Source organism: Levilactobacillus suantsaii (genome assembly GCF_014069315.1).
In the GTDB taxonomy this organism is placed as follows: Bacteria; Bacillota; Bacilli; order Lactobacillales; family Lactobacillaceae; genus Levilactobacillus; species Levilactobacillus suantsaii.
Genome location: NZ_CP059603.1, coordinates 1,171,228 through 1,190,762 on the forward strand (window position 1 = coordinate 1,171,228; position 19,535 = coordinate 1,190,762).

19 protein-coding genes are annotated in these 19,535 nt (G+C 54.2%); 18 read left to right on the forward strand and 1 reads right to left on the reverse strand.

Annotated elements, in window-relative coordinates:
• Positions 1–72: 72 nt before the first annotated feature.
• Positions 73–2,379 (reverse strand): RNA polymerase recycling motor HelD, encoded by a 2,307-nt coding sequence (gene helD, locus H3M12_RS05355; protein ID WP_129032728.1) that lies wholly within the window; start codon positions 2,377–2,379, stop codon positions 73–75.
• 390 nt (positions 2,380–2,769) lie between these two features.
• On the opposite strand from helD, the gene trpS reads away from it, so the two are divergent.
• From trpS to purR, 18 genes are all read left to right on the forward strand, one after another.
• Positions 2,770–3,789, forward strand: a complete 1,020-nt coding sequence (gene trpS, locus H3M12_RS05360; RefSeq protein WP_129032729.1) for a tryptophan--tRNA ligase — start codon at positions 2,770–2,772, stop codon at positions 3,787–3,789.
• 18 nt (positions 3,790–3,807) lie between these two features.
• Positions 3,808–4,728, forward strand: a complete 921-nt coding sequence (locus H3M12_RS05365) for a Ppx/GppA family phosphatase (RefSeq protein ID WP_129032730.1) — start codon at positions 3,808–3,810, stop codon at positions 4,726–4,728.
• A gap of 11 nt (positions 4,729–4,739) precedes the next feature.
• Positions 4,740–6,008 (forward strand): hydroxymethylglutaryl-CoA reductase, degradative, encoded by a 1,269-nt coding sequence (locus tag H3M12_RS05370; RefSeq protein WP_129032731.1) that lies wholly within the window; start codon positions 4,740–4,742, stop codon positions 6,006–6,008.
• Positions 6,009–6,015: 7 nt separating this feature from the next.
• On the forward strand, positions 6,016–6,981 hold the full coding sequence (locus H3M12_RS05375) for an IpaB/EvcA family protein (RefSeq protein WP_129032732.1): 966 nt from the start codon (positions 6,016–6,018) through the stop codon (positions 6,979–6,981).
• A gap of 79 nt (positions 6,982–7,060) precedes the next feature.
• Positions 7,061–7,759, forward strand: coding sequence for an NAD-dependent protein deacylase (locus H3M12_RS05380; RefSeq protein ID WP_129032733.1), 699 nt, complete (start codon positions 7,061–7,063; stop codon positions 7,757–7,759).
• Between the two features lie 10 nt (positions 7,760–7,769).
• Entirely contained in the window at positions 7,770–8,096 is a 327-nt protein-coding gene (locus H3M12_RS05385) for a hypothetical protein (protein ID WP_129032734.1), read from the forward strand.
• 54 nt (positions 8,097–8,150) lie between these two features.
• Positions 8,151–8,999, forward strand: a complete 849-nt coding sequence (locus H3M12_RS05390; protein ID WP_129032735.1) for a DUF72 domain-containing protein — start codon at positions 8,151–8,153, stop codon at positions 8,997–8,999.
• Between the two features lie 136 nt (positions 9,000–9,135).
• Positions 9,136–11,169 (forward strand): methionine--tRNA ligase, encoded by a 2,034-nt coding sequence (gene metG / locus H3M12_RS05395; protein WP_129032736.1) that lies wholly within the window; start codon positions 9,136–9,138, stop codon positions 11,167–11,169.
• Positions 11,170–11,273: 104 nt separating this feature from the next.
• A complete protein-coding gene (locus tag H3M12_RS05400; RefSeq protein WP_129032737.1) occupies positions 11,274–12,050 on the forward strand; it encodes a TatD family hydrolase in 777 nt (258 codons plus the stop codon).
• A complete protein-coding gene (rnmV, locus tag H3M12_RS05405) occupies positions 12,037–12,609 on the forward strand; it encodes a ribonuclease M5 (RefSeq protein ID WP_129032738.1) in 573 nt (190 codons plus the stop codon). The genes H3M12_RS05400 and rnmV overlap by 14 nt, the downstream gene beginning before the upstream one ends.
• The gene (gene rsmA, locus H3M12_RS05410) at positions 12,602–13,492 is read left to right on the forward strand and encodes a 16S rRNA (adenine(1518)-N(6)/adenine(1519)-N(6))-dimethyltransferase RsmA (RefSeq protein WP_129032739.1); all 891 of its coding nucleotides are present in this window, start codon (positions 12,602–12,604) and stop codon (positions 13,490–13,492) included. Before rnmV ends, rsmA begins: the two co-directional genes overlap by 8 nt.
• Positions 13,493–13,590: 98 nt before the next feature.
• A complete protein-coding gene (locus H3M12_RS05415) occupies positions 13,591–13,827 on the forward strand; it encodes a Veg family protein (protein WP_129032740.1) in 237 nt (78 codons plus the stop codon).
• Positions 13,828–13,940: 113 nt separating this feature from the next.
• Positions 13,941–14,795, forward strand: coding sequence for a 4-(cytidine 5'-diphospho)-2-C-methyl-D-erythritol kinase (gene ispE, locus H3M12_RS05420; protein WP_129032741.1), 855 nt, complete (start codon positions 13,941–13,943; stop codon positions 14,793–14,795).
• A 181-nt stretch (positions 14,796–14,976) separates the two neighbouring features.
• Complete coding sequence (locus H3M12_RS05425; protein ID WP_129032742.1) at positions 14,977–15,927, forward strand: alpha/beta hydrolase; 951 nt, start codon at positions 14,977–14,979, stop codon at positions 15,925–15,927.
• Positions 15,928–16,008: 81 nt separating this feature from the next.
• Complete coding sequence (locus tag H3M12_RS05430) at positions 16,009–16,920, forward strand: metal ABC transporter solute-binding protein, Zn/Mn family (protein ID WP_225423526.1); 912 nt, start codon at positions 16,009–16,011, stop codon at positions 16,918–16,920.
• Positions 16,917–17,624 (forward strand): metal ABC transporter ATP-binding protein, encoded by a 708-nt coding sequence (locus H3M12_RS05435; RefSeq protein WP_129032743.1) that lies wholly within the window; start codon positions 16,917–16,919, stop codon positions 17,622–17,624. The genes H3M12_RS05430 and H3M12_RS05435 overlap by 4 nt, the downstream gene beginning before the upstream one ends.
• A complete protein-coding gene (locus tag H3M12_RS05440) occupies positions 17,617–18,420 on the forward strand; it encodes a metal ABC transporter permease (RefSeq protein ID WP_129032744.1) in 804 nt (267 codons plus the stop codon). The genes H3M12_RS05435 and H3M12_RS05440 overlap by 8 nt, the downstream gene beginning before the upstream one ends.
• A gap of 276 nt (positions 18,421–18,696) precedes the next feature.
• Positions 18,697–19,527, forward strand: a complete 831-nt coding sequence (gene purR / locus H3M12_RS05445) for a pur operon repressor (protein ID WP_129032745.1) — start codon at positions 18,697–18,699, stop codon at positions 19,525–19,527.
• The last annotated feature ends 8 nt before the right edge of the window (positions 19,528–19,535 follow it).

Consider the following 19,535-nt stretch of genomic DNA (forward strand, 5'->3'; position numbering starts at 1 on the left):
GATTAACTAAATCGATGCCAAATAAAAAGGACCTGGGCATGCCGCCCAAGTCCTTTTTAGCGCTGTGACAAGTTAATTCGATAATTCATGTTCAATCCGCAAATCACTCTGCGGGATTTTTTCCGACGCAATCAACGGGGAAACCGGTCCGATGCTCAGCAAGGTCAAATGATGCATGGCCCGTGATGCAATCGTATAGAGGGTTCCGGTGAACTGTTGGTCAGGGTAGTTTTCTGCCGAGACGTTGTAGGCGATGACGCTATCAAACTCTAAGCCCTTGGCCAGATAAATCGGCAGGACTACCACGCCGGTCGGCAAGGTCCGATCGGTATCGGTCAAGCGGGTCAAATCAAAGTCCATATGGAGTTCTTGATAAACGTACTTGGCTTCGGCGGTGTTCTTAGTCAGAATCGCCACCGTGCCGTTGGTCGCTAGTTCACTCCGCAGTTCATGGGCCAACGCCTTGAAGGCGGACGCCGTATCGTAGCGAATGACCACTTTAGGCAGGTCACCATCGCGGTTGAAGGCTTCGATTTTATCGCCATCCGGCAAGAGCGCCTTGGCGAAGGTTGTGATCGGTAACGTCGAACGGTAAGACCGCCGCAGCGTGATCAGGCGCGACTTCTTGGCGTGGAGGGCCACCCCCAGATTCTTTAAGAGGTCTTCCGGAGATTCGACGGCCTTGAAGAGGGCCTGTTCGCTATCGCCTAATAACGTGAGCTTGGCGCGCGGAAAGGCGTGTTGCAAGTAAACCAGTTGGGCGATTGAATAGTCCTGCATCTCATCGACGAAGAGGTGTTGCATCTGGTGGTTTTGGCCGCCACCGATTAACAGGTCGCGCATGTAAAGTAACGGTGCGGCGTCAGTCAACGCCAGCTTGTGGAACTCGATGTCGTGCTGGTAGCGGTCGATGATGGCCTGCCATTGGTCGGTCGTGACGTTTTCGGGCAGCGGACACTGCTTCAAAAAGGCGGTGTACTGGCTGTAAACGTCTAAGAAGTAACCGTTATAAATGGCGTCATCGACCTGCCGTAAGCGCCGGCGGACGATTTGGCGGGCGAGAAAGTCAATCTCGTCATCGAGTTGTTCGAACTGGCCAAGGTGCTTACTGCCCAGTAAGTTATGGTAGTCTTCGTCACTTAACTGGTCGATAGTGTCGCGGACCCAGTCGGCCTTGGCTTCTTCGGCGATCCGTTGGCGCAATCGCTTTTCCAGGGCGTTCTTGGTCTTTAAGAAGCGTTCGGCCGCCGGAAAAGTAGTCGGGAAGCTATCGTAGATGTCCTGGATTTCTTGATGGCCAAAGAAGACCCGGCCCTTGAACCGAATATCAGTGAACTTCAGGTCGGTCGCGGTCTGGTGGGTGCAGTAGTCAGCCACGGCCGTCATCATTGCGGCGCTTTCTTGGAAGTTGCGGACTGCTTGATTGACGGGGTGTTGCTGGTCGCTTTCGTAGCGGTCGAATTGCGTTTGCACGTTGAGCCCTTGGAACCGTTGGGTCAAAAATTCGGCTAACGTGACCTGGCGCATGTTGCGTTCCCCTAAACTAGGCAAGACGTCACTGATGTAGTGGCTGAACAGCCGGTTGGGCGAGAAGAGGACGATTTGGTCGGCTTCGAGGTCGCGACGACTGTGGTAAAGCAGAAAGGCGATCCGTTGCAGAATTGCAGAGGTCTTGCCGGAACCGGCGACTCCCTGGACTACCAACAAGTCGCTATGCACGTCACGAATGATGTCGTTTTGCTCGCGTTGAATCGTGGCCACGATGTTTTGCATGGTGGTGTCGTTTTGTTCGCCTAAGACGTGCTGGAGCATCTCGTCACCCACAGTCTCATTGGTGTCGAACATGCTTTGAATCTGGCCGTCTTGAATCAGGAACTGGCGCTTCTTGAGTAGGTCAGTCTGTTGCCGGCCAGCCGGCGTGTCGTAGGCGACCTGGCCTAAGACCCCGTTGTAGTAGATACTGGAAATCGGGGCCCGCCAGTCGTAGACCAGAAAGTTCTCATCATCATCGACGAACGAGGCCGTCCCAATATAGAGGGATTCGGGTTTCGTTTCGTCAGGATCTTGGATATCGATGCGACCAAAGTAGGGGGACTTTTGGAGTTCCCGATAGGTCGCTAACTGGTCTTGGATAATGTTTTGGTTTTCAGTCAGCCGCGAGACTAAGGCCCGTTGCTGTTGAAGTTCGGCACTGGTTTCGATTCGGTCATCGACTTCAAACCAGTTCACGGACGTGTTTTCGCTATAGTTTTTCAACACGTTACGCAACTCGTGGTGGGCGTCGTTATATTCGGCCGTGGTCCGGTCGAGGCGCTGACCAATCTGGTGGACCACGTCGTCCACGCGGTGTTGCTCGTGTGCTTGTTCGTTGGTGGTCAAGATGACCGCCTCCTTTATAGAGTTCGCTAAATTGCTTAACAAGTTTAGTCACATTTGGGGGCAGTGTCAATGAAAGACCGTTGTGGAAATGACTTGGGCCCCGAATTTCTAAACGACCGGCTGGAATTTCAGTTTACTTTCGCCCTTAAATCCACTAAACTGTAGGCATATGTTTCAATGAAGTAGGTCCATTTTAGAGAAGTGCTCCCCGGCTGCAAGGGCGCTATGACCGAAGTGGGTTGAAACGACACTAAACGACGATAAAACTCGCGGGGGCCCCGTTAACGGCTAAAAGTGATGGTCAATTGGACCATAAATTAGGTGGTACCGCGCATTAGCGTCCTATTGGAGCAATCCAGTAGGGCGCTTTTTCAGAAAGGAAGATTTTCAATGACTCAAAAACACGTCTTTTTAACTGGTGACCGACCAACCGGTAAACTGCACATCGGCCACTACGTCGGGTCCCTCAAGAACCGGGTCCAACTCCAAAATTCCGGGGACTATGAGCCCTACATCATGATTGCGGATACGCAAGCGTTGACCGATAACGCCCGCGACCCCGAAAAGATTCAACACAGCTTACTTCAAGTGGCTTTAGACTACCTGGCAGTGGGACTCGACCCACAAAAGTCGACGCTGTTGGTGCAATCCCAGATTCCCGCCCTGAGCGAACTGACCATGGTCTACTTGAATTTGATCACGGTGGCGCGGTTGAACCGGAACCCAACGGTCAAGACCGAAATCAAGCAAAAGGCCTTTGGCGAAAGTGTCCCGGCTGGTTTCTTCATCTACCCGGTCAGCCAAGCTGCTGACATCACTGCGTTCAAGGCAGACACGGTGCCCGTGGGTGACGACCAGGAACCGATGCTGGAGCAGACCCGCGAAATCGTGCGGAGCTTCAACAACATTTATGGGCAAAAAATCTTGGTGGAACCCGAAGGCTACTTCCCACCGAAGGGCCAAGGTCGGATTCCCGGTCTAGATGGCAACGCCAAGATGAGTAAGTCACTGAACAACGCCATCTATCTGGGTGACGATGCCGACACCATCCAAAAGAAGGTCATGTCGATGTACACCGACCCGACCCACGTCCACGTCGAAGACCCCGGTCACATCGAAGGAAACACGGTCTTCACTTACCTAGACATCTTTGGTACGGATCAGGCCAAAATCGCCGACTTAAAGGCGCAATATCAACACGGTGGTCTGGGAGATGTTAAAATTAAACGGTACCTAAACGAGGTGCTCCAAGCCGAATTGAAGCCGATTCGCGAGCGGCGCGAACAGTTTGCGGCCGACCCAGCTAGCGTTTACGCTATCTTGAAAAAAGGCAGTGAGAAGGCTAACCAAGTGGCAGCTCAGACCCTGCACGAGGTTCGGCACGCGGTTGGGGTGGATTACTTCGGTTAGAAAAACGGGGGGACGGCCATGCAGAATTTAGCCATTGTGGATTTAGGATCCAATTCAGTGCGGTTAGCCATTAACGAGTTGCGCGCCGACGGGACTTATCGGGAAGTTAACCGGATTAAGGCCGATAGTCGCTTGTCCGAGGGGATGGGGCCGGAGAAGATTCTCCAGCCCAAAGCCATGGCCCGGACGATTACCGCGTTACGCTCGTTTCGACCTTACTATGAACACTTGCCTAACTTAATTGTGCGCGGCATCGCCACGGCGGCGGTCCGCCAAGCGCGGAACCGTAAGGAATTCTTGGCCCAGGTCAAAACGGCCACGGCTATCGATTTAGAAGTCCTATCCGGTGACCAGGAAGCCTATTATGATTATTTAGGTGCCGTCAATCGGTTGAAGGTCAAGGATTGCTTGTTATTGGATACCGGTGGCGCCAGTTGTGAATTGGTCCACGTCAAGGATGGTCACGACGCCAATCTGATCAGTGTGCCGTTTGGGGCGGTCAACCTCTCCGAACAGTTTCACCTCGACGACCAGGTCAGTGCCGTCGACCTCTTTTCCGCCCAGGTGTTTTTACGCGAACGCTTGCGTGACATCTGGTGGCTAAATGATGCCAAACACCTCCCCTTGGTGCTTCTGGGCGGGGCCAACCGGACGTTAGCCCGGATGAACCGCCAACAACAAAAAATCCTGCACGTGGAAAACATCCACGGTTACCGGCTCACGACTGATCAGGTGCTCTACACCTTCGAGCGGCTTTTACGGGTCCCACTGGCGGAACGCAAGTGGATCTCGGGCCTGGAACCGGAACGCGCTGACATCATCTTAGGTGGCATGTTACCGCTGGTCACGTTACTGCAAATGCTAGATTCGGACCGGGTGGTATTCTCCGAAAGTGGCGTGCGGGAAGGGATTATTTCAGAGTATCTCAGTCAACGTTAGGAGGGACCGCTATGGCAACGTCCTTTTACCGGTTGCCCTACGCTAAGCGGCGTGACCGCTTGGCCCGCATTGCTAAGTGGCCGGTGGCGCAACTGGCGACCATCGCCCAATCGCGCCGGTCACAAGATGAAGAACTGATTGAAAACTACCTGACGACTTACGGCTTGCCCGAAGGCGTGGCGGTCAATCTCCACGTCGATGGTCAGACCGTCGCCGTTCCGATGGTCACCGAGGAACCCTCGGTCATTGCGGCGGCCAGCAATGGTGGCCGGTTGTTAAACGATGGGCACCTGGGCATTACGACCGAGGTGACCCAGCGCGAGCTGATGGGGCAGATCGTCTGTCAACACGTGACAGATTCCGCGGCCTTGCAACAGTGGGTCACGACGCACACCGCGCACTTGTTGGCGGTGGCCAATGCCGCGCACCCGACGTTGCAAAACCATGGTGGCGGGGCTCGGTCGCTACGGGTACGCAAACTCCCACCCGACTGGGTGTCCATCGATTTGTTCGTCGACGTGGGTGAAGCCATGGGGGCTAACCTGGTCAACACCATGGCCGAAGCCGTCGTCCACGACATCCAAGTCAACACTGATGCAGACGTGTTGATGAGTATCTTAAGCAACTATGCCACGCACAGTTTGGCGACGGCTCGGTGCGCGATTCCGGTAACCAATTTACGGACCAAGACGCTGGCGGGAGCCACCGTGGCTAAACGGCTGTGTGCCGCCAGTGAGTTTGCTCAAGTCGACCCGTACCGAGCGGCCACTCACAACAAGGGCATCATGAACGGCATCGATGCCGTGGTGCTCGCGATGGGCAACGATTGGCGCGCCGTGGAGAGTGGGGCGCATGCTTATGCTAGCCGCGACGGTCATTACCGCGGGCTTAGCCGCTGGTGGGTCGATGGTGACACGCTTCACGGTGAGCTGACGTTACCGCTGGCGTTAGGTACGGTCGGCGGTGCCACCAAGGTTTTTCCTTTGGTCGCCGTCAACCAACAATTAGCCCAGATCAAAGACGCCCGGCACTTGATGCGCGTGACCGCGGCTTTGGGCTTAGCCCAAAACGTCGCGGCGTTACGTGCGTTGGTCTTGGACGGCATCCAAAAAGGGCACATGCACTTACAACGTAAATCCTTAGCCCTATCGGTGGGGGCGACCCCGGCAGAAGTGCCGGCGGTTCTTCTGCGGCTAACGGCAACGCAACCAACCACCGAACAGGCGCAAGCCGCGTTACGCGCGGTCCGCGCCGCCAATTCACAGAAAACGGGGGACTAAACTTATTATGGAAGCAAAAGATGTTCAATTATCGCCAGTGGTTCAAGGGTTAATCAATGAAGTTAACGGCAAGTTCCCAGGGAAAGTCGAAGTTCAATTCATTGGTCAGCTCCAGTCGGGTTACGTCCGGCACGACCAGGCGCAACAGGTCCAAGATGGCAATAATATCGTCATCCAGGTGGCCGATTTAACGGCGCCGAACTACACGGCGTCTCACGAATTATTACATTTGCTGATGATTTTATCGGGTTTTCCACAGGTCTTCTTCAGTCTGACCACGGGCAACACCCAACTCGACGAACAACTGATGATCATGGGGACTGAACTCTACGATATCGTTAGCCACATCGTCGTGGTCAGCGAACAGCGTAAGCACGAGTTGATTACGCCGGAAATCGAGGAGATGTACTTGAAGGGGGTTCGGGCCACTATCAAGCCGGAACCGACCCCGGTCGACGACGAGATGACGTTGCGGACCTTGACCTTGTTAGACGCGCTGGTCTTCTTCGGTGACGGTCACGACGACATCATCGCCCAATTCAAGCGCGATTACCCGATCAGCTTAGAAGCTGCTCAGAAGTTATACGCGTTGATCACGGCTAAACCGATTGACTCACCGTTTACGCTACGGCGCAACGTGGTCAAGTTGTTCCGGGCCTTTGACGAACAATTGGAGGCTTGGCACTTACCCGCGTTGCATAATGCGGAGTTCACGACTTTGACCAGTGTCGTCTCCAAGCGGCAGTTGGGCTTACAAGTACGGCAAATGTTTGAACTGTACCATTCGGACATGCACGACAAACACAGCCAACGGCGGGCATACGTGGGCTTCAACCGGGCGGACAACCAGAACGCCTTCGTCTTGTCAGCACCAAAGCCCAGCGAAGACACCCCGGATTACTACACCAAGATTTACGACATGACCGTCGCGGACCTCTTCAAGATGTTGAAAATGCCGTACATTTTACGGTAGTCTAGAAGAGACGGGACCCTTAAACGAGTGGGCCCCCACTTGGGAAGTTGTCCCAAGCGTAATGTTAGGGGGATTTTAGATGGAAGCACGATTACAAAAATTATTTGATGACGCCACGCACATCGTCTTTTTGACGGGGGCGGGGGTCTCCACGCCATCGGGGATTCCGGATTATCGGTCGAAAAATGGCCTGTACACCGGGCACCATAACGCGGAGTATTACTTGAGCCACGCTTGTTTGGCCAAGGAACCGGAAACCTTTTACCAGTACGTCAAGCAGAATCTCTACTATCCCGACGCCAAACCTAACGTCATTCACCAAAAACAAGCGGCGTTGACCCAACAAAATCGCGCCACGGTGGTGACCCAAAACATCGACAACTTGTACCGCGAGGCGGGGTGTCAACACCTAGTCGAATTTCACGGGAACCTCTACAAGGTCTATTGCCAGGTCTGTGGTCAACCCGCAGACTGGCACGACTACTTGAAGGACCCACACCACGAGGTGGATGGTGGCTGGTTACGGCCCGACGTTGTTTTGTACGACGAGGGCTTGAACGCCACCAATATCCAACGCGCGGTCGGCGCCATGGCAGCCGCTGATTTAGTCGTCATCGTGGGCACGTCGATGCGGGTCTACCTGTTCGCCGGCCTGCTGAACTACCGCAACGCTAAGGCGCCCGTGGTCGTTATCAACCAGGAAAAATTAGACCTGGGGGTACCAATCGAAATGGTACAAGCGGATGCCACGAGTTTCTTTAACGAACTTCAGGTTTGAAGGTGAAAGCATGACCCATCAAGAGATCATTGCCCAGTTACGGCGCTTAGTCCGACGCTTACGGTGGCTCAACGTGTTACAGTTGATTCCCGATACGTTAGTGATCTACGGCATTTTGCAACTGGGATTCAGTCAGGATTTTGTCACGTTGTTCAATACCACGTTTACGCGTCAAAAAGCGAGCCTGGTCACGATTATGTTCGCGCTCATCGACTTGTGTGTGACCGGGATCCGCCACAATGATCGCTTAGAGGGTCGCAAGCTGATCAGCCAGTTACGCGGCAAGTTGAGTGCCGCGGAAGCCGAACTTATCAAACAATTTCAACGGCTGAAGTAACCCGGCGCCCGCCCCCTGGTGGGGCAACACGGGAATTCGAAGGGAGTGACAGGGGTGATTACCATTGGGTTGACCACCTGGACCGAACATCCGGCCTTGATTGGCGGGGAACAACGTCCGGTCACCTTAACTGAATATGCGGGGACTCTCCCGCTGGTCGAACTCGACACGCCATTTTATGGCATCCCCACGGCCAAAACGATTGCAACCTGGCAAGCCCAAGTTCCGGATGGGTTTCAGTTTATCTTGAAGGCCAACCAGGCCATGACCACCCATGGTAAACGCGACCAAGCCGTGGCCGACGCGGACTTGCAGACGACCTTCACGCACTACCGTGAAATCGTGGCGCCGTTAGCCGCCGCGCACCAGTTACGCACGGTGCTCTTTCAATTTCCGCCGTACTTCAACCGCACCACGGCCAACATCGATTACTTGCGGCAGGTCCGTGTGGCGATGGGGAACTTGCCGGTTGCCGTGGAATTTCGCAGTCCTAGCTGGTTCGCCACACCGGGGCTGACCCAAGACGTGATGCGCTATTTGCAATCGTTGCGGTTGACCAACGTGGTGACCGACGAGCCGCACAACCTAAACGACGGCGTGCCCCTGGTCGGTACCGTGACCACCCCGGACTTAGCGGTAGTGCGCTTGCATGGCCGCAACGCCAAGGGCTGGTTCAATCAGGGGTCCAACTGGCGTAAGACCCGGACACTGTACAAGTACAGCGAGGCCGAGTTGCAGGAGGTTGCTACCCTGGTTACACAGTTAGCGGCGCAGGCTAAAGACGTCTGCGTGATCTTCAACAACAACTCCGGGCGTGATGCCGCGCCGAACGCCTTGCGGTTACAGGAAATCTTGAATTTACACTGGACCAATCTGGCCCCGCAACAGTTAGACCTCTTTTAAAGGGGCTGCAGACCACAAAATCCCCGGTCGTCGCTATGGCTTGCCGGGGGTTTATGCTATACTAAGTGAGAATTTAAACTCGATTACAAACTCGATTTTTTACGGAATATTTTGGAGCAAAGGAAGGCTTTATTTTATGGCAGACACCAAACCAACGTTTTATATCACAACGCCGATCTATTACCCGTCCGGCCGGTTACACATCGGGAATTCATACACCACGATTGCCTGTGACACGGTTGCGCGCTACAAGCGTAGCGACGGTTACGACGTCTTTTTCCTCACCGGGACCGATGAACACGGATTAAAGATTGAAGATAAAGCCCGTGCCAACCACCAGTCACCCCAAGAATACGTCGATGGGATGGCGGCACAAATCAAGCAACTCTGGCAGACGCTGGAAATCTCAAACGACAAGTTCATTCGGACCACGGATGCCGAACACGTGGCGGCGGTCCAAGAAATTTTCGAGCGCCTGTTGAAGCAGGGCGACATCTATCTGGGGGAATACGAAGGCTGGTACTCCGAAGACGACGAAGAGTACTTCACCGAGACCCAGCTGGCCGAAGTCTACCGGGATGACAACGGTAAGGTTATTGGCGGGAAGGCCCCGTCCGGCCACGAAGTCTCCTTGGTTAAGGAAGAGTCGTACTTCTTCAAGATGAGTAAGTACGCTGACTGGTTGTTAGACTTCTACCACCAGAACCCGCACTTCATCCAACCAGAGACCCGGATGAACGAAATGATCAACAACTTCATCAAGCCTGGTTTGGAAGACTTGGCCGTTTCCCGGACCACCTTTAGCTGGGGCGTGCCGGTCAAGAGCAACCCCAAGCACGTGGTCTACGTGTGGATCGATGCCTTATTGAACTATATCACCGCCTTAGGTTACACCAGCGACGATGAAAGCCAGTTCAAGAAGTTCTGGCCTGCCGACGTGCAAATGGTCGGTAAGGAAATCGTCCGGTTCCACTCCATCTACTGGCCAATCGTGCTCCATGCCTTAGGCATCAAGCCGCCTAAGGAACTGTTTGCGCACGGCTGGTTACTGATGAAGAACGGCAAGATGTCCAAGTCAACGGGGAACGTTATCTACCCCGAAACGTTAGTTGACCGTTACGGCCTCGATGCCTTACGGTACTACCTGATGCGCGCCATGCCATATGGCAACGATGGTAACTTCACGCCCGAAGATTTCGTCGACCGGGTCAACTACGACCTTGCCAACGACCTGGGGAACCTCTTGAACCGGACCGTGGCCATGATCAACAAGTACGAAGACGGCAAGTTACCGGCCTTCAAGGCGGGCGTCACGGAATTTGACGCCGACCTGGAACAAACGGCCGCTACTGTCATCAGTCGTTACCACGAGTTGATGGACCAGATGCACTTCGCCGATGCGTTGGCGGAAATCTGGAAGCTCGTTGCCCGGACCAACAAGTACATCGATGAAACGGCACCGTGGCAATTAGCCAAGGATGACAGTGCTACCGACCAATTGGCCGCCGTGATGGCGCACTTGGCTGCGAGCCTACGGGTCATCGCCACCTTGATCAGCCCGGTCATGACCCACGCGCCGAAGAAGATCTTCGACCAATTGGGCTTAGACCCCGAAACGATTACGTTAAGTGGCTTACAGTTGGCTGATTTACCAGCTGGCAAGCAGGTCGTGGCCAAGGGGACCCCAATCTTTCCACGGTTGGACACCGAAGCCGAAGTCGACTTCATCCAGGGTCAAATGACCAAGTCGGAGAAGACCAAGGGCCGGGCTGCGATGGCTGCTAAAGCCCAAAAGCAGGAACAAGACAACGGGGGCGCCAGCGAGCTCACCTTGAACAAGCCGGAGATTCGCTTCGACAAGTTCGAAAAGGTGGAACTCCGGGTCGCTGAAATTAAGGCGGTCGACCACATCGAAGGGGCCGACAAGCTCTTGAAGTTCCAGTTGGATGCGGGGGATCAGGGCTTACGCCAGATTCTTTCCGGTATTGCCCAGTGGTACCCAGAACCGCAATCCTTGGTGGGTAAGAAGGTCATCATCGTGGCCAACTTGAAGCCGCGGAAGATGCGGGGGCAAATTAGCCAAGGGATGCTCCTATCCGCGGAACACGACGGAAAAGTTCAATTAGCCATCGTGCCGCAGAACCTGGTCAACGGCTCTTCAGTTGAATAATCTCAAGGTCAAGCACAACGCGGGCGGCGAATCGAAAGACGCCAGCTCGCGTTTTTATGGTACCGGGCAGTTCTCGGCGCCAAGGCGAGAAGGGAACGGATAGCATGCAAATTTACGATTCACACACGCATTTGAATAGCGAGGAGTTCATCACCGACGTGCCGCGGTACTTGAAGCGCGCCGCGGATTTGGGCGTGACTAAGATGACCATCGTGGGCTCGAACACGGCACTGAACACCAGTGCCATCGACCTGGCGCACAAGTACCCCGAATTAGTGGCGGCCGTGGGCTGGCACCCGGAAGATTCCAAGGACTACACCCCGGAAAAGGAAGCCGAGTTGGAAGCCCAGTTGGCCGACGACCAGGTCCGGGCGCTGGGTGAAATTGGCTTGGACTACCACTGGGATTCCTCGCCGCAAGACACGCAACGGAAGGTCTTTGCCCGGCAGATTGCCATCGCTAAGGAAGTCCACAAGCCTATCGTGGTCCACAACCGTGATGCCTTTGAGGACACCTACCGCATCATCAAGGACGCCGGGATTCAAGACATTGGCGGCGTGATGCACAGCTTCAACGGCGATCCGGAGTGGTTGAAGAAGTTCCTCGACTTGGGGATGCACATCTCGTATTCCGGGGTGGCCAGTTTCAAGAACGCCCACGAGGTCCACGATTCGGTCCGGGCAACACCGCTCGATTGGATGATGGTCGAGACCGATGCACCGTATTTGACGCCGGAACCGTACCGTGGCAAGCAGAATGAACCCGGTTTTACCCGCTACACGGTCGAAGCCATCGCCAAGGAGCGCGAGACCACGCCAGCGGCCATTGCTGAAGCGACTTACCAAAACGCAGAGGAGTTTTACCATATTGAAAAAGATTAAAGAAGTCCTGGTGGTGGAGGGGAAAGACGACACCAAAGCCATCAACCGGGCGGTCAATGCCGACACCATCGAGACACGCGGGTCCGCTATCAATGACGAGACCTTAGCGTTGATTGAGAAATTGGCCGACCAACGGGGCGTTATCATCTTCACCGACCCGGATTTTTCGGGGGAGAAGATTCGTAAGATCGTGGCCGAAGCCGTGCCGAACGCCAAACACGCCTTCTTACCGAAAAAGGCCGGGCGTCCGGGCAAGGCAGGGGGGTCGTTAGGCGTGGAACACGCCACGCCCGAAGCGATTCGTGACGCCCTGAGCCACGTGTACACCGAAACGGAGGCCGCCCCAGAACTCATCAGCCATGCCGACTTAGTGGCGGCGGGACTGATTGGGGGCGCCGGGGCCAAACGCCGGCGCGAAGAGTTAGGTGAACAACTACAGATTGGTTACGTTAACGGCAAGCAACTGGAGAAACGGTTACGGATGTTCGGCATTCAACCGGACACGTTTGCAGCCGCAGTGGCGCAGTTAACACCAGCAAAGGGGGATTTTCGTGAATAACAGTGTACCAGAAATTGGCTCACCGGCCCGGACGAAGGCCATCTTGAACCGTTACCGCTTAGTCGCGAAGAAGAGTTTGGGTCAGAACTTTTTATCGGATTTAAACATTTTACGCAACATCGTGAGTGCGGCCGACGTCACGGACCAGGACAACGTCATTGAGATTGGTCCCGGTATTGGGGCTTTGACCGAGCAGTTGGCGCAACGGGCTAAGCGCGTCGTGGCCTTTGAAATCGACGAGAATCTGTTGCCGGTCTTAGACGAGACCTTACTGCCCTACGACAACGTGAAGATTATCAACCAGGACATTTTGAAGGCCAACTTGCCCGAAGTCATCAAGGCTGAGTTCGAGGCGGGGCATCCCTTGAAGTTGGTGGCGAACTTGCCGTACTACATCACGACACCAATCCTGATGGGCGTGTTGCAAAGCAACGTGACCTTCGACCAAATCGTAGTCATGATGCAAAATGAGGTAGCGGACCGCTTGGCGGCCGAACCCGGCATCAAGGCCTACGGGTCGTTATCCGTGGTGATGCAATACCGTGCTCACATCGAAGTGGCCTTCCGGGTCCCGCGCACGGCGTTCATCCCGCAACCCAACGTCGATTCAGCCATCATTCGTTTGACGCCACGGACGGATTTACCCGTCAAGCCATATGAGGATAAGGCCCTTTTTGGCTTCGTCAAGGGATGTTTTGCCCACCGACGGAAATCGCTGTGGAACAATTTACAGGGAATCTTTGGCAAACAACCGGAGGTCCGGGAACGTATCGCGGCGGTACTCGAACAAGTTGGGATTTCGCGGCAATTGCGCCCCGAACGCTTGACGTTGGTTAATTTTATTGAATTAGTGAACGCTTTTCATGCGGATGGCTTGATGTAACCCTTACCATTGGCTGATAATTGCGCTAGAGTAGGTGTTGTGGTATAATTTGCATTTTTTGTGAAACTATGGTATCATGTTTCACAGAGGTGAAGTGCATGCCAACAAGTTTAGCGAACATTAAGAACAAACTGGATGGGCGAATTGGCGACAAACTGATGGTCATCGCTCAAGCCGGCCGCAAGAAAACAACCGAACGGCATGGAATTCTGCGAGAAACCTACCCAGCGGTATTTGTGGTAGATCTCGACCAGAACGAAAATTCATTCGAACGCGTTTCTTATAGCTATACCGATATTTTAACCAAAAACATCGAAGTCGACTTCGATGAATAAATAATTGGGCCAGATAAGGCCTTTTTATTTTGCACTTTTCCATAGTATAATGGGCTTAATTACATTCAGAACAACGGTAGAGCAGCCAGCCTACCAGGAATTCAGGTGAGCTCATGCAACTGATTGAAAAGGCACCGGCCAAGATAAATCTGGGGCTCGACACGCCGTACCATCATCGGGATGGCATGGAGGAGTGGAACATGGTCATGACTTCGGTCGACTTAGCAGACTACGTCGAGATTCAGGCCTTGCCCCACCACCGGCGGATTCGGGTCGCCTCAAACAGTGGTTTTTTACCCAATGATCAGCGTAACTTGGCCTTTCAAGCGGCCCACTTGCTCCAGACACGTTTTCGACTCAAGCAAGGGGTCAACATTCGATTGAAGAAAAATATTCCGGTCGCGGCCGGCTTGGGCGGCGGCTCATCCGATGCGGCCGCGGTGCTCCGGGGGCTGAATCAGCTCTGGGGGTTGGGATTGTCGTGGCGTGAATTAGCCGAACTGGGCCTGCAGATTGACTCGGACGTGCCGTACTGTGTTTACGGTCGCCCGGCGCACGTGCGTGGGCGCGGAGAACGGATTACGCCGTTACCCAAGCTCCCCGCGACCTGGGTAGTTCTGGCCAAACCCAAGGTCAGCGTGTCCACCCCCAGCATTCTGCAGAAGATTCACTACGATGATCTGGACCATCCGGACATTGACGCGCTGGTTAGAGCGATTCGCAACCAGGATATCGCGGCGATGTGTGCTGTGATGGGGAACGTCTTGGAACCGTTGACGGCAGCTAAACACCCGGAGATTACCCAGTTGAAACGCCAAATGGTCAAGTTTGGCGCCGAGGTGGCCCAGATGAGTGGGACCGGTCCCACCGTTTTTGGCCTGTGTAGTAAGCAATCGCGCGCTCAGCGGGTCTTTAACGGCATGAAGGGATTCTGCCGCGAAGTCTATTTGGTGCGACCATTACCGTAAAAATTAACGCTCAAACGAGATGCGAAAGCCTGGTAAGGTGAAATGACTTGCCGGGCTTTCGTTTTTTAAATTGGAGGATTTGCTGGTTTTACGGGTAAAATTACCGATAAAAATTGGCAACCGGTCCCAATTTCGAGTAAGGTAAAAGGGTAATTGATGACGATAAAGGAGTGGAAGATGGATGACGAAAAAGAAGAAAATTGGGATTGCCACAGCGCTAGCGGCGACCAGTCTGGTTAGCTTGTTTGGAAGCTCACTGGCGGTCTATCGGTTGGGGATGAAGTCCTTTAGTAGTAGCCGGAAGAAGTCCAAGGAGCGCTCGATTGCGGAGAATACGTCGGATGACAATGCCTGGTACCTCCAACAACCCATTCAAGAATGGACGCAGGTCAGCCAAGATGGCTTGACGCTGCGGGCGTCGTTTATCCCGGCAGAATCACCAAAGAGCGACAAAGTAGCCATCTTGGCCCACGGGTTGGGACACTCCCGCGAACAAATGATTCCCTACGCGCGGGTCTTTCGCAAGTGGGGGTACAGCTTGCTGATGCCGGATGCCCGGGCCCACGGTGAAAGCGAAGGCAACACCATTGGCTACGGGTGGTTAGACCGCCACGACTACCAGGGGTGGATTGCCCAGTTACTCGAGCGGTGTGGCCAGCAGATTCAGATCGTTTTGATGGGGGTCTCCATGGGGGCCTCAACGGTCCTGGCCACGGCGGGCGAAGACTTACCGGCCAACGTCAAGGCCGTGGTGGCCGATTCTGGCTACGCTTCCGTCTTTTCGGAAGGTGGCTACCGATTGTGGCACAAGTACCACATCCCCACGGTCCCAGCTATGACGCTGGCAAATCAGTATTCCCGCGTCGATGCCGGTTACCGGTTGCGTGACGGTAACATCGCGGCGCAACTGCACCACACGAAGTTGCCGATTCTCTTCATTCAAGGGGCGCACGACCAAACGGTGCCGATTGAGAACCTGGATATCCTCTATCAAGCGGCCGCGGGACCTAAGCAAAAGTACCGGCATCCTAGTGCCGCGCACATTGCGACCCGGGCGGCTGACCCGGCGACGTATGACCAAAAGGTCGCGGCTTTCTTGGCACCGTACGTGGATTCTGCAAAAAAGGATTGACAGGCTTACATTTTCTGGTAAACTGGTAAACAGTAACAGTTACCATTTACAGAAATTACGGCAAGGAAAGTAGGGAAGCTTGTGCAACGGAAGCGATGGCTGGTTGGCCTGCTGGTCGTCTTAATGGTGGTGCTCAGCGGTTGTCAGACCAAGAGTACCTCCCAGACGACTAAGGCACCGGAAAAGATCCACGTGGTGGCCTCATTGAACTTTTATGGTGAAGCGGCCAAGCGAATTTTAGGCACCGCCGGGACCGTGACCACGGTCATCAACAGTCCCAGCGTTGATGCGGAGAGCTTTGAACCCGATATTGCCACGGCAGAAAAGGTCGCCAAGGCCGACGTGGTGATTCAAAACGGGTTGGGGTACGATAGTTGGATGAGCCGGCTGGTGGCCGCTAATGACAGCAGTCACATCAAGACCTTGAACTTAGGTAAGCTACTGGGCCGCAAAACGGGAGCTAACCCGCATCTGTGGAGTGACCCGCAACTGATGATCGAGATGACCCAAAAGTTGGTTCAGCAATTCAGCCGCATCTCACCACAACACGCGGCGGCGTTCAAACGCCGTGGTAATGCGTACGTCAAGGAGTTACGTGCGTTACCGCGACTGGCACGCACAATCAAACAGCACGCTAATAACCAGCAGGTGGCGGTCAGTGAACCGGTCTTTGACCTGGCCTTAACGGCGATGGGGTACCGCGTGAGTGATAGCCACTTTGCCCAGGCGATTGAAGAAGACAGTGACCCGACGCCAGCCGACATCACGCACTTGGAAACGCAGATTCGCCAGCATAAAATCGCCTTTTTTGTGGAAAACACCCAAAATTCCAGTAAGAATGTGACGTCGATGGTCAAGTTAGCGCACAAGTACGATGTGCCGGTGGTTCAAGTGACTGAAGCCAAGCCGGTCAATGAAAGCTATGTGACCTGGATGAGTAGTCAATACCAGCAGGTCCGGCGAATCCAACAGAAAGCGGGGGCGCAGTCATGACAACGACAGCACCGATTTTAAAACTTGATCATTTGGGGATGACCTTTCCGGGTCACCCCGTTTTTAACGATTTGAACCTGACGATTCACCGCGGCGAGTTCTGGAGCATCGTGGGCGAGAACGGGGTCGGTAAGACCACTTTGATGCGCACGATTTTGCACCAACTCCGGCCGACTACCGGGAGGGTCCACTATCTACCCACTAGTTCGACTGTACGAATTGGCTATGTGCCACAGTTTCGCAACATCGATGCGGATTACCCGCTGTCCATCCGCGACTTCGTGGGGTTGAACCTGACCGGGTGGAAGTTACCGTGGCTGAGTCGCCGCGAACGCGCCCGGGTCACCGATATCCTGGCGCAGACCGGGTTAGCCCAGTTGGTCCACCGGCCGATTGGCCAGGCCTCCGGGGGCGAGAAGCAGAAGGCCTATTTGGCCCAAGCCCTAGTCGAACGGCCCAACCTCTTGATTCTTGACGAATCAACGGCTAGTCTGGATCCGGTCACCAAGACCGAGTTGTTGGACTTGGTGCAAAAAATCAACCAGCAGATGGCGTTGACCGTGTTGTTCGTGACCCACGACATCCCGATGGCCCGGCGCTACGCCGAGCAGTTCTTGATGTTGACGCCGCAAGGCAGCGAACAGGGGCCGATTGCCCAGTTGACCGACCAAAAAGTTTGGCACGAGGAGGCGCAACATGTTTGAGTATGAATTTATGCGTAACGCCTTTGCGGCTGGCACCATCATTGCCATTATCTGTGGCATCATGGGCGTCTTCGTGATTGCCCGTAACATGTCATTTCTGACGCACACGCTCTCCGAAATCGGCTTTTCCGGGGCGGCCTTCGGGATTTTTGCCGGTTGGACGCCGTTGAGCGGGATGCTACTGTTTACCGTGATCAGTTCGGTCATCGTGGGCCGCTTGAGTGTCCGGGCCGAACGGCGGGAAGCAGCCATCAGTGCCATTTCGGCTTTATTTATCGGCCTGGGGATTTTATTTCTGTCGCTAGCCAACACCAATGCCAGTTACGCCACCAATATCTTATTTGGGAGCGTGATTGGGATTAGCAGTAGCGATGTGACCCAGATGCTGACCCTGTCGATTCTGGTGTTGATCGTGATTTTAGCCATCTATCGGTTCTTGAAGTTTGATTCGTTCGACCACACCGGCGCTTTGGTCAAGGGATTGTGGACCAACACGTTATCCGTCGTGTTTTTGGTCTTATTGGCGTTGAGTGTCAGTGTGGCCGCTCAAATCGTCGGCTCGCTACTGATTTTTATTCTGTTGACGCTCCCCGCGGCGACAGCCAAGTACTTCGCCCATTCTGTGGGCCGTATGATGGGATTGGCCATCGTGTTAGCGCTGGTCGGGGTCTGGAGTGGCCTCACGTTGAGTTATTTAACGAATTACCCGGTCTCGTTCTTCATCGCCGCTATCGAAGCGCTCTTTTACTTCCTGGCGCTGGGGTGGCAAACGACGCGCACGGCCGCGAAAGGGTAAGTTTGTATCAGATTACTGTAAAATCCAACGGGCTTTTCGGGAGAACCTTCTCGAGAAGCCCGTTTTAAGGTAGTGGGTATAAAATGTTTAATAAAAAAGAGCGAAGCGCTACCATTACTAGCCGTTGGCGGCTGCTGACGTTCGGCCCTGCCTGAATAAACCAGAAAAAGAGGGGGCGTCGGTGGATTTCTCACGGAAATATCACGAAAAACCCGAACGTTTATGCTAAAATAAAGCATACAATTAGTCCTAAAGAAAATAATTGAGGTGAATAACTTGAAAGTCAGAAGAAGTGATCGCTTAGTCGACATGACGCGCTACCTGCTGGAGCGCCCGCACGAACTGGTTTCCTTGACGTTCTTTGCGGCCCGTTACGAGTCGGCCAAGTCTTCCATCAGTGAAGACCTAACGATTCTGAAACGGACCTTTCAAGCGCGGGGCACGGGGTTACTCGAAACCGTACCCGGTGCTGCGGGGGGTGCCCGCTTCATTCCCTATATTTTACGGGAAGAGGCCGAGCAATTTGTCGGCGAGCTGATTGACGAGCTTTCTTCGGCAGACCGGTACCTACCGGGCGGGTATGTGTATATGTCCGATATCTTAGGCCGACCTTCAGCGTTACGCCAAATTGGGCGAATTCTGGCGACCCAGTATTTGAACCAAAACGTGGACGTCGTGGTGACGGTCGCTACCAAGGGGATTTCCCTTGCCGAAAGTGTGGCCTATTACCTAAACGTGCCGTTCGTTATCGTTCGTCATGACTCGCAAATTACCGAAGGGTCCACGGTCAGCGTGAACTACGTGTCTGGCTCGACCAAGCGTATCGAACGCATGGCGTTATCGAAACGCAGTGTGAAACCCGGTTCACGGGTCCTCTTAGTCGATGACTACATGAAGGGCGGTGGCACGGTCGGTGGCTTACGGTCATTGGTTGACGAATTCGATTCGCAACTAGCCGGGGTCGCGGTCTTAGCCGAAGGCGACTTTGACGGGCAACGTCCCGTTAGCAAGTACACGTCGCTGTTGAAGGTGCAGACGCAAAATAACGAGATTCACGTGACGCCAGGGAATTATCTCACCCAGATCTTTGGCGAAGAAACAAATTAACTAATACT

What these genes read in the sequence shown, in the direction of transcription:
- trpS (WP_129032729.1), top strand. Translation starts at nt 2,770, where the DNA reads ATGACTCAAAAACACGTCTTTTTAACTGGTGACCGACCAACCGGTAAA.
- H3M12_RS05365 (WP_129032730.1), top strand. Translation starts at nt 3,808, where the DNA reads ATGCAGAATTTAGCCATTGTGGATTTAGGATCCAATTCAGTGCGGTTA.
- H3M12_RS05370 (WP_129032731.1), top strand. Translation starts at nt 4,740, where the DNA reads ATGGCAACGTCCTTTTACCGGTTGCCCTACGCTAAGCGGCGTGACCGC.
- H3M12_RS05375 (WP_129032732.1), top strand. Translation starts at nt 6,016, where the DNA reads ATGGAAGCAAAAGATGTTCAATTATCGCCAGTGGTTCAAGGGTTAATC.
- H3M12_RS05380 (WP_129032733.1), top strand. Translation starts at nt 7,061, where the DNA reads ATGGAAGCACGATTACAAAAATTATTTGATGACGCCACGCACATCGTC.
- H3M12_RS05385 (WP_129032734.1), top strand. Translation starts at nt 7,770, where the DNA reads ATGACCCATCAAGAGATCATTGCCCAGTTACGGCGCTTAGTCCGACGC.
- metG (WP_129032736.1), top strand. Translation starts at nt 9,136, where the DNA reads ATGGCAGACACCAAACCAACGTTTTATATCACAACGCCGATCTATTAC.
- H3M12_RS05400 (WP_129032737.1), top strand. Translation starts at nt 11,274, where the DNA reads ATGCAAATTTACGATTCACACACGCATTTGAATAGCGAGGAGTTCATC.
- H3M12_RS05415 (WP_129032740.1), top strand. Translation starts at nt 13,591, where the DNA reads ATGCCAACAAGTTTAGCGAACATTAAGAACAAACTGGATGGGCGAATT.
- ispE (WP_129032741.1), top strand. Translation starts at nt 13,941, where the DNA reads ATGCAACTGATTGAAAAGGCACCGGCCAAGATAAATCTGGGGCTCGAC.
- H3M12_RS05425 (WP_129032742.1), top strand. Translation starts at nt 14,977, where the DNA reads ATGACGAAAAAGAAGAAAATTGGGATTGCCACAGCGCTAGCGGCGACC.
- H3M12_RS05435 (WP_129032743.1), top strand. Translation starts at nt 16,917, where the DNA reads ATGACAACGACAGCACCGATTTTAAAACTTGATCATTTGGGGATGACC.
- H3M12_RS05440 (WP_129032744.1), top strand. Translation starts at nt 17,617, where the DNA reads ATGTTTGAGTATGAATTTATGCGTAACGCCTTTGCGGCTGGCACCATC.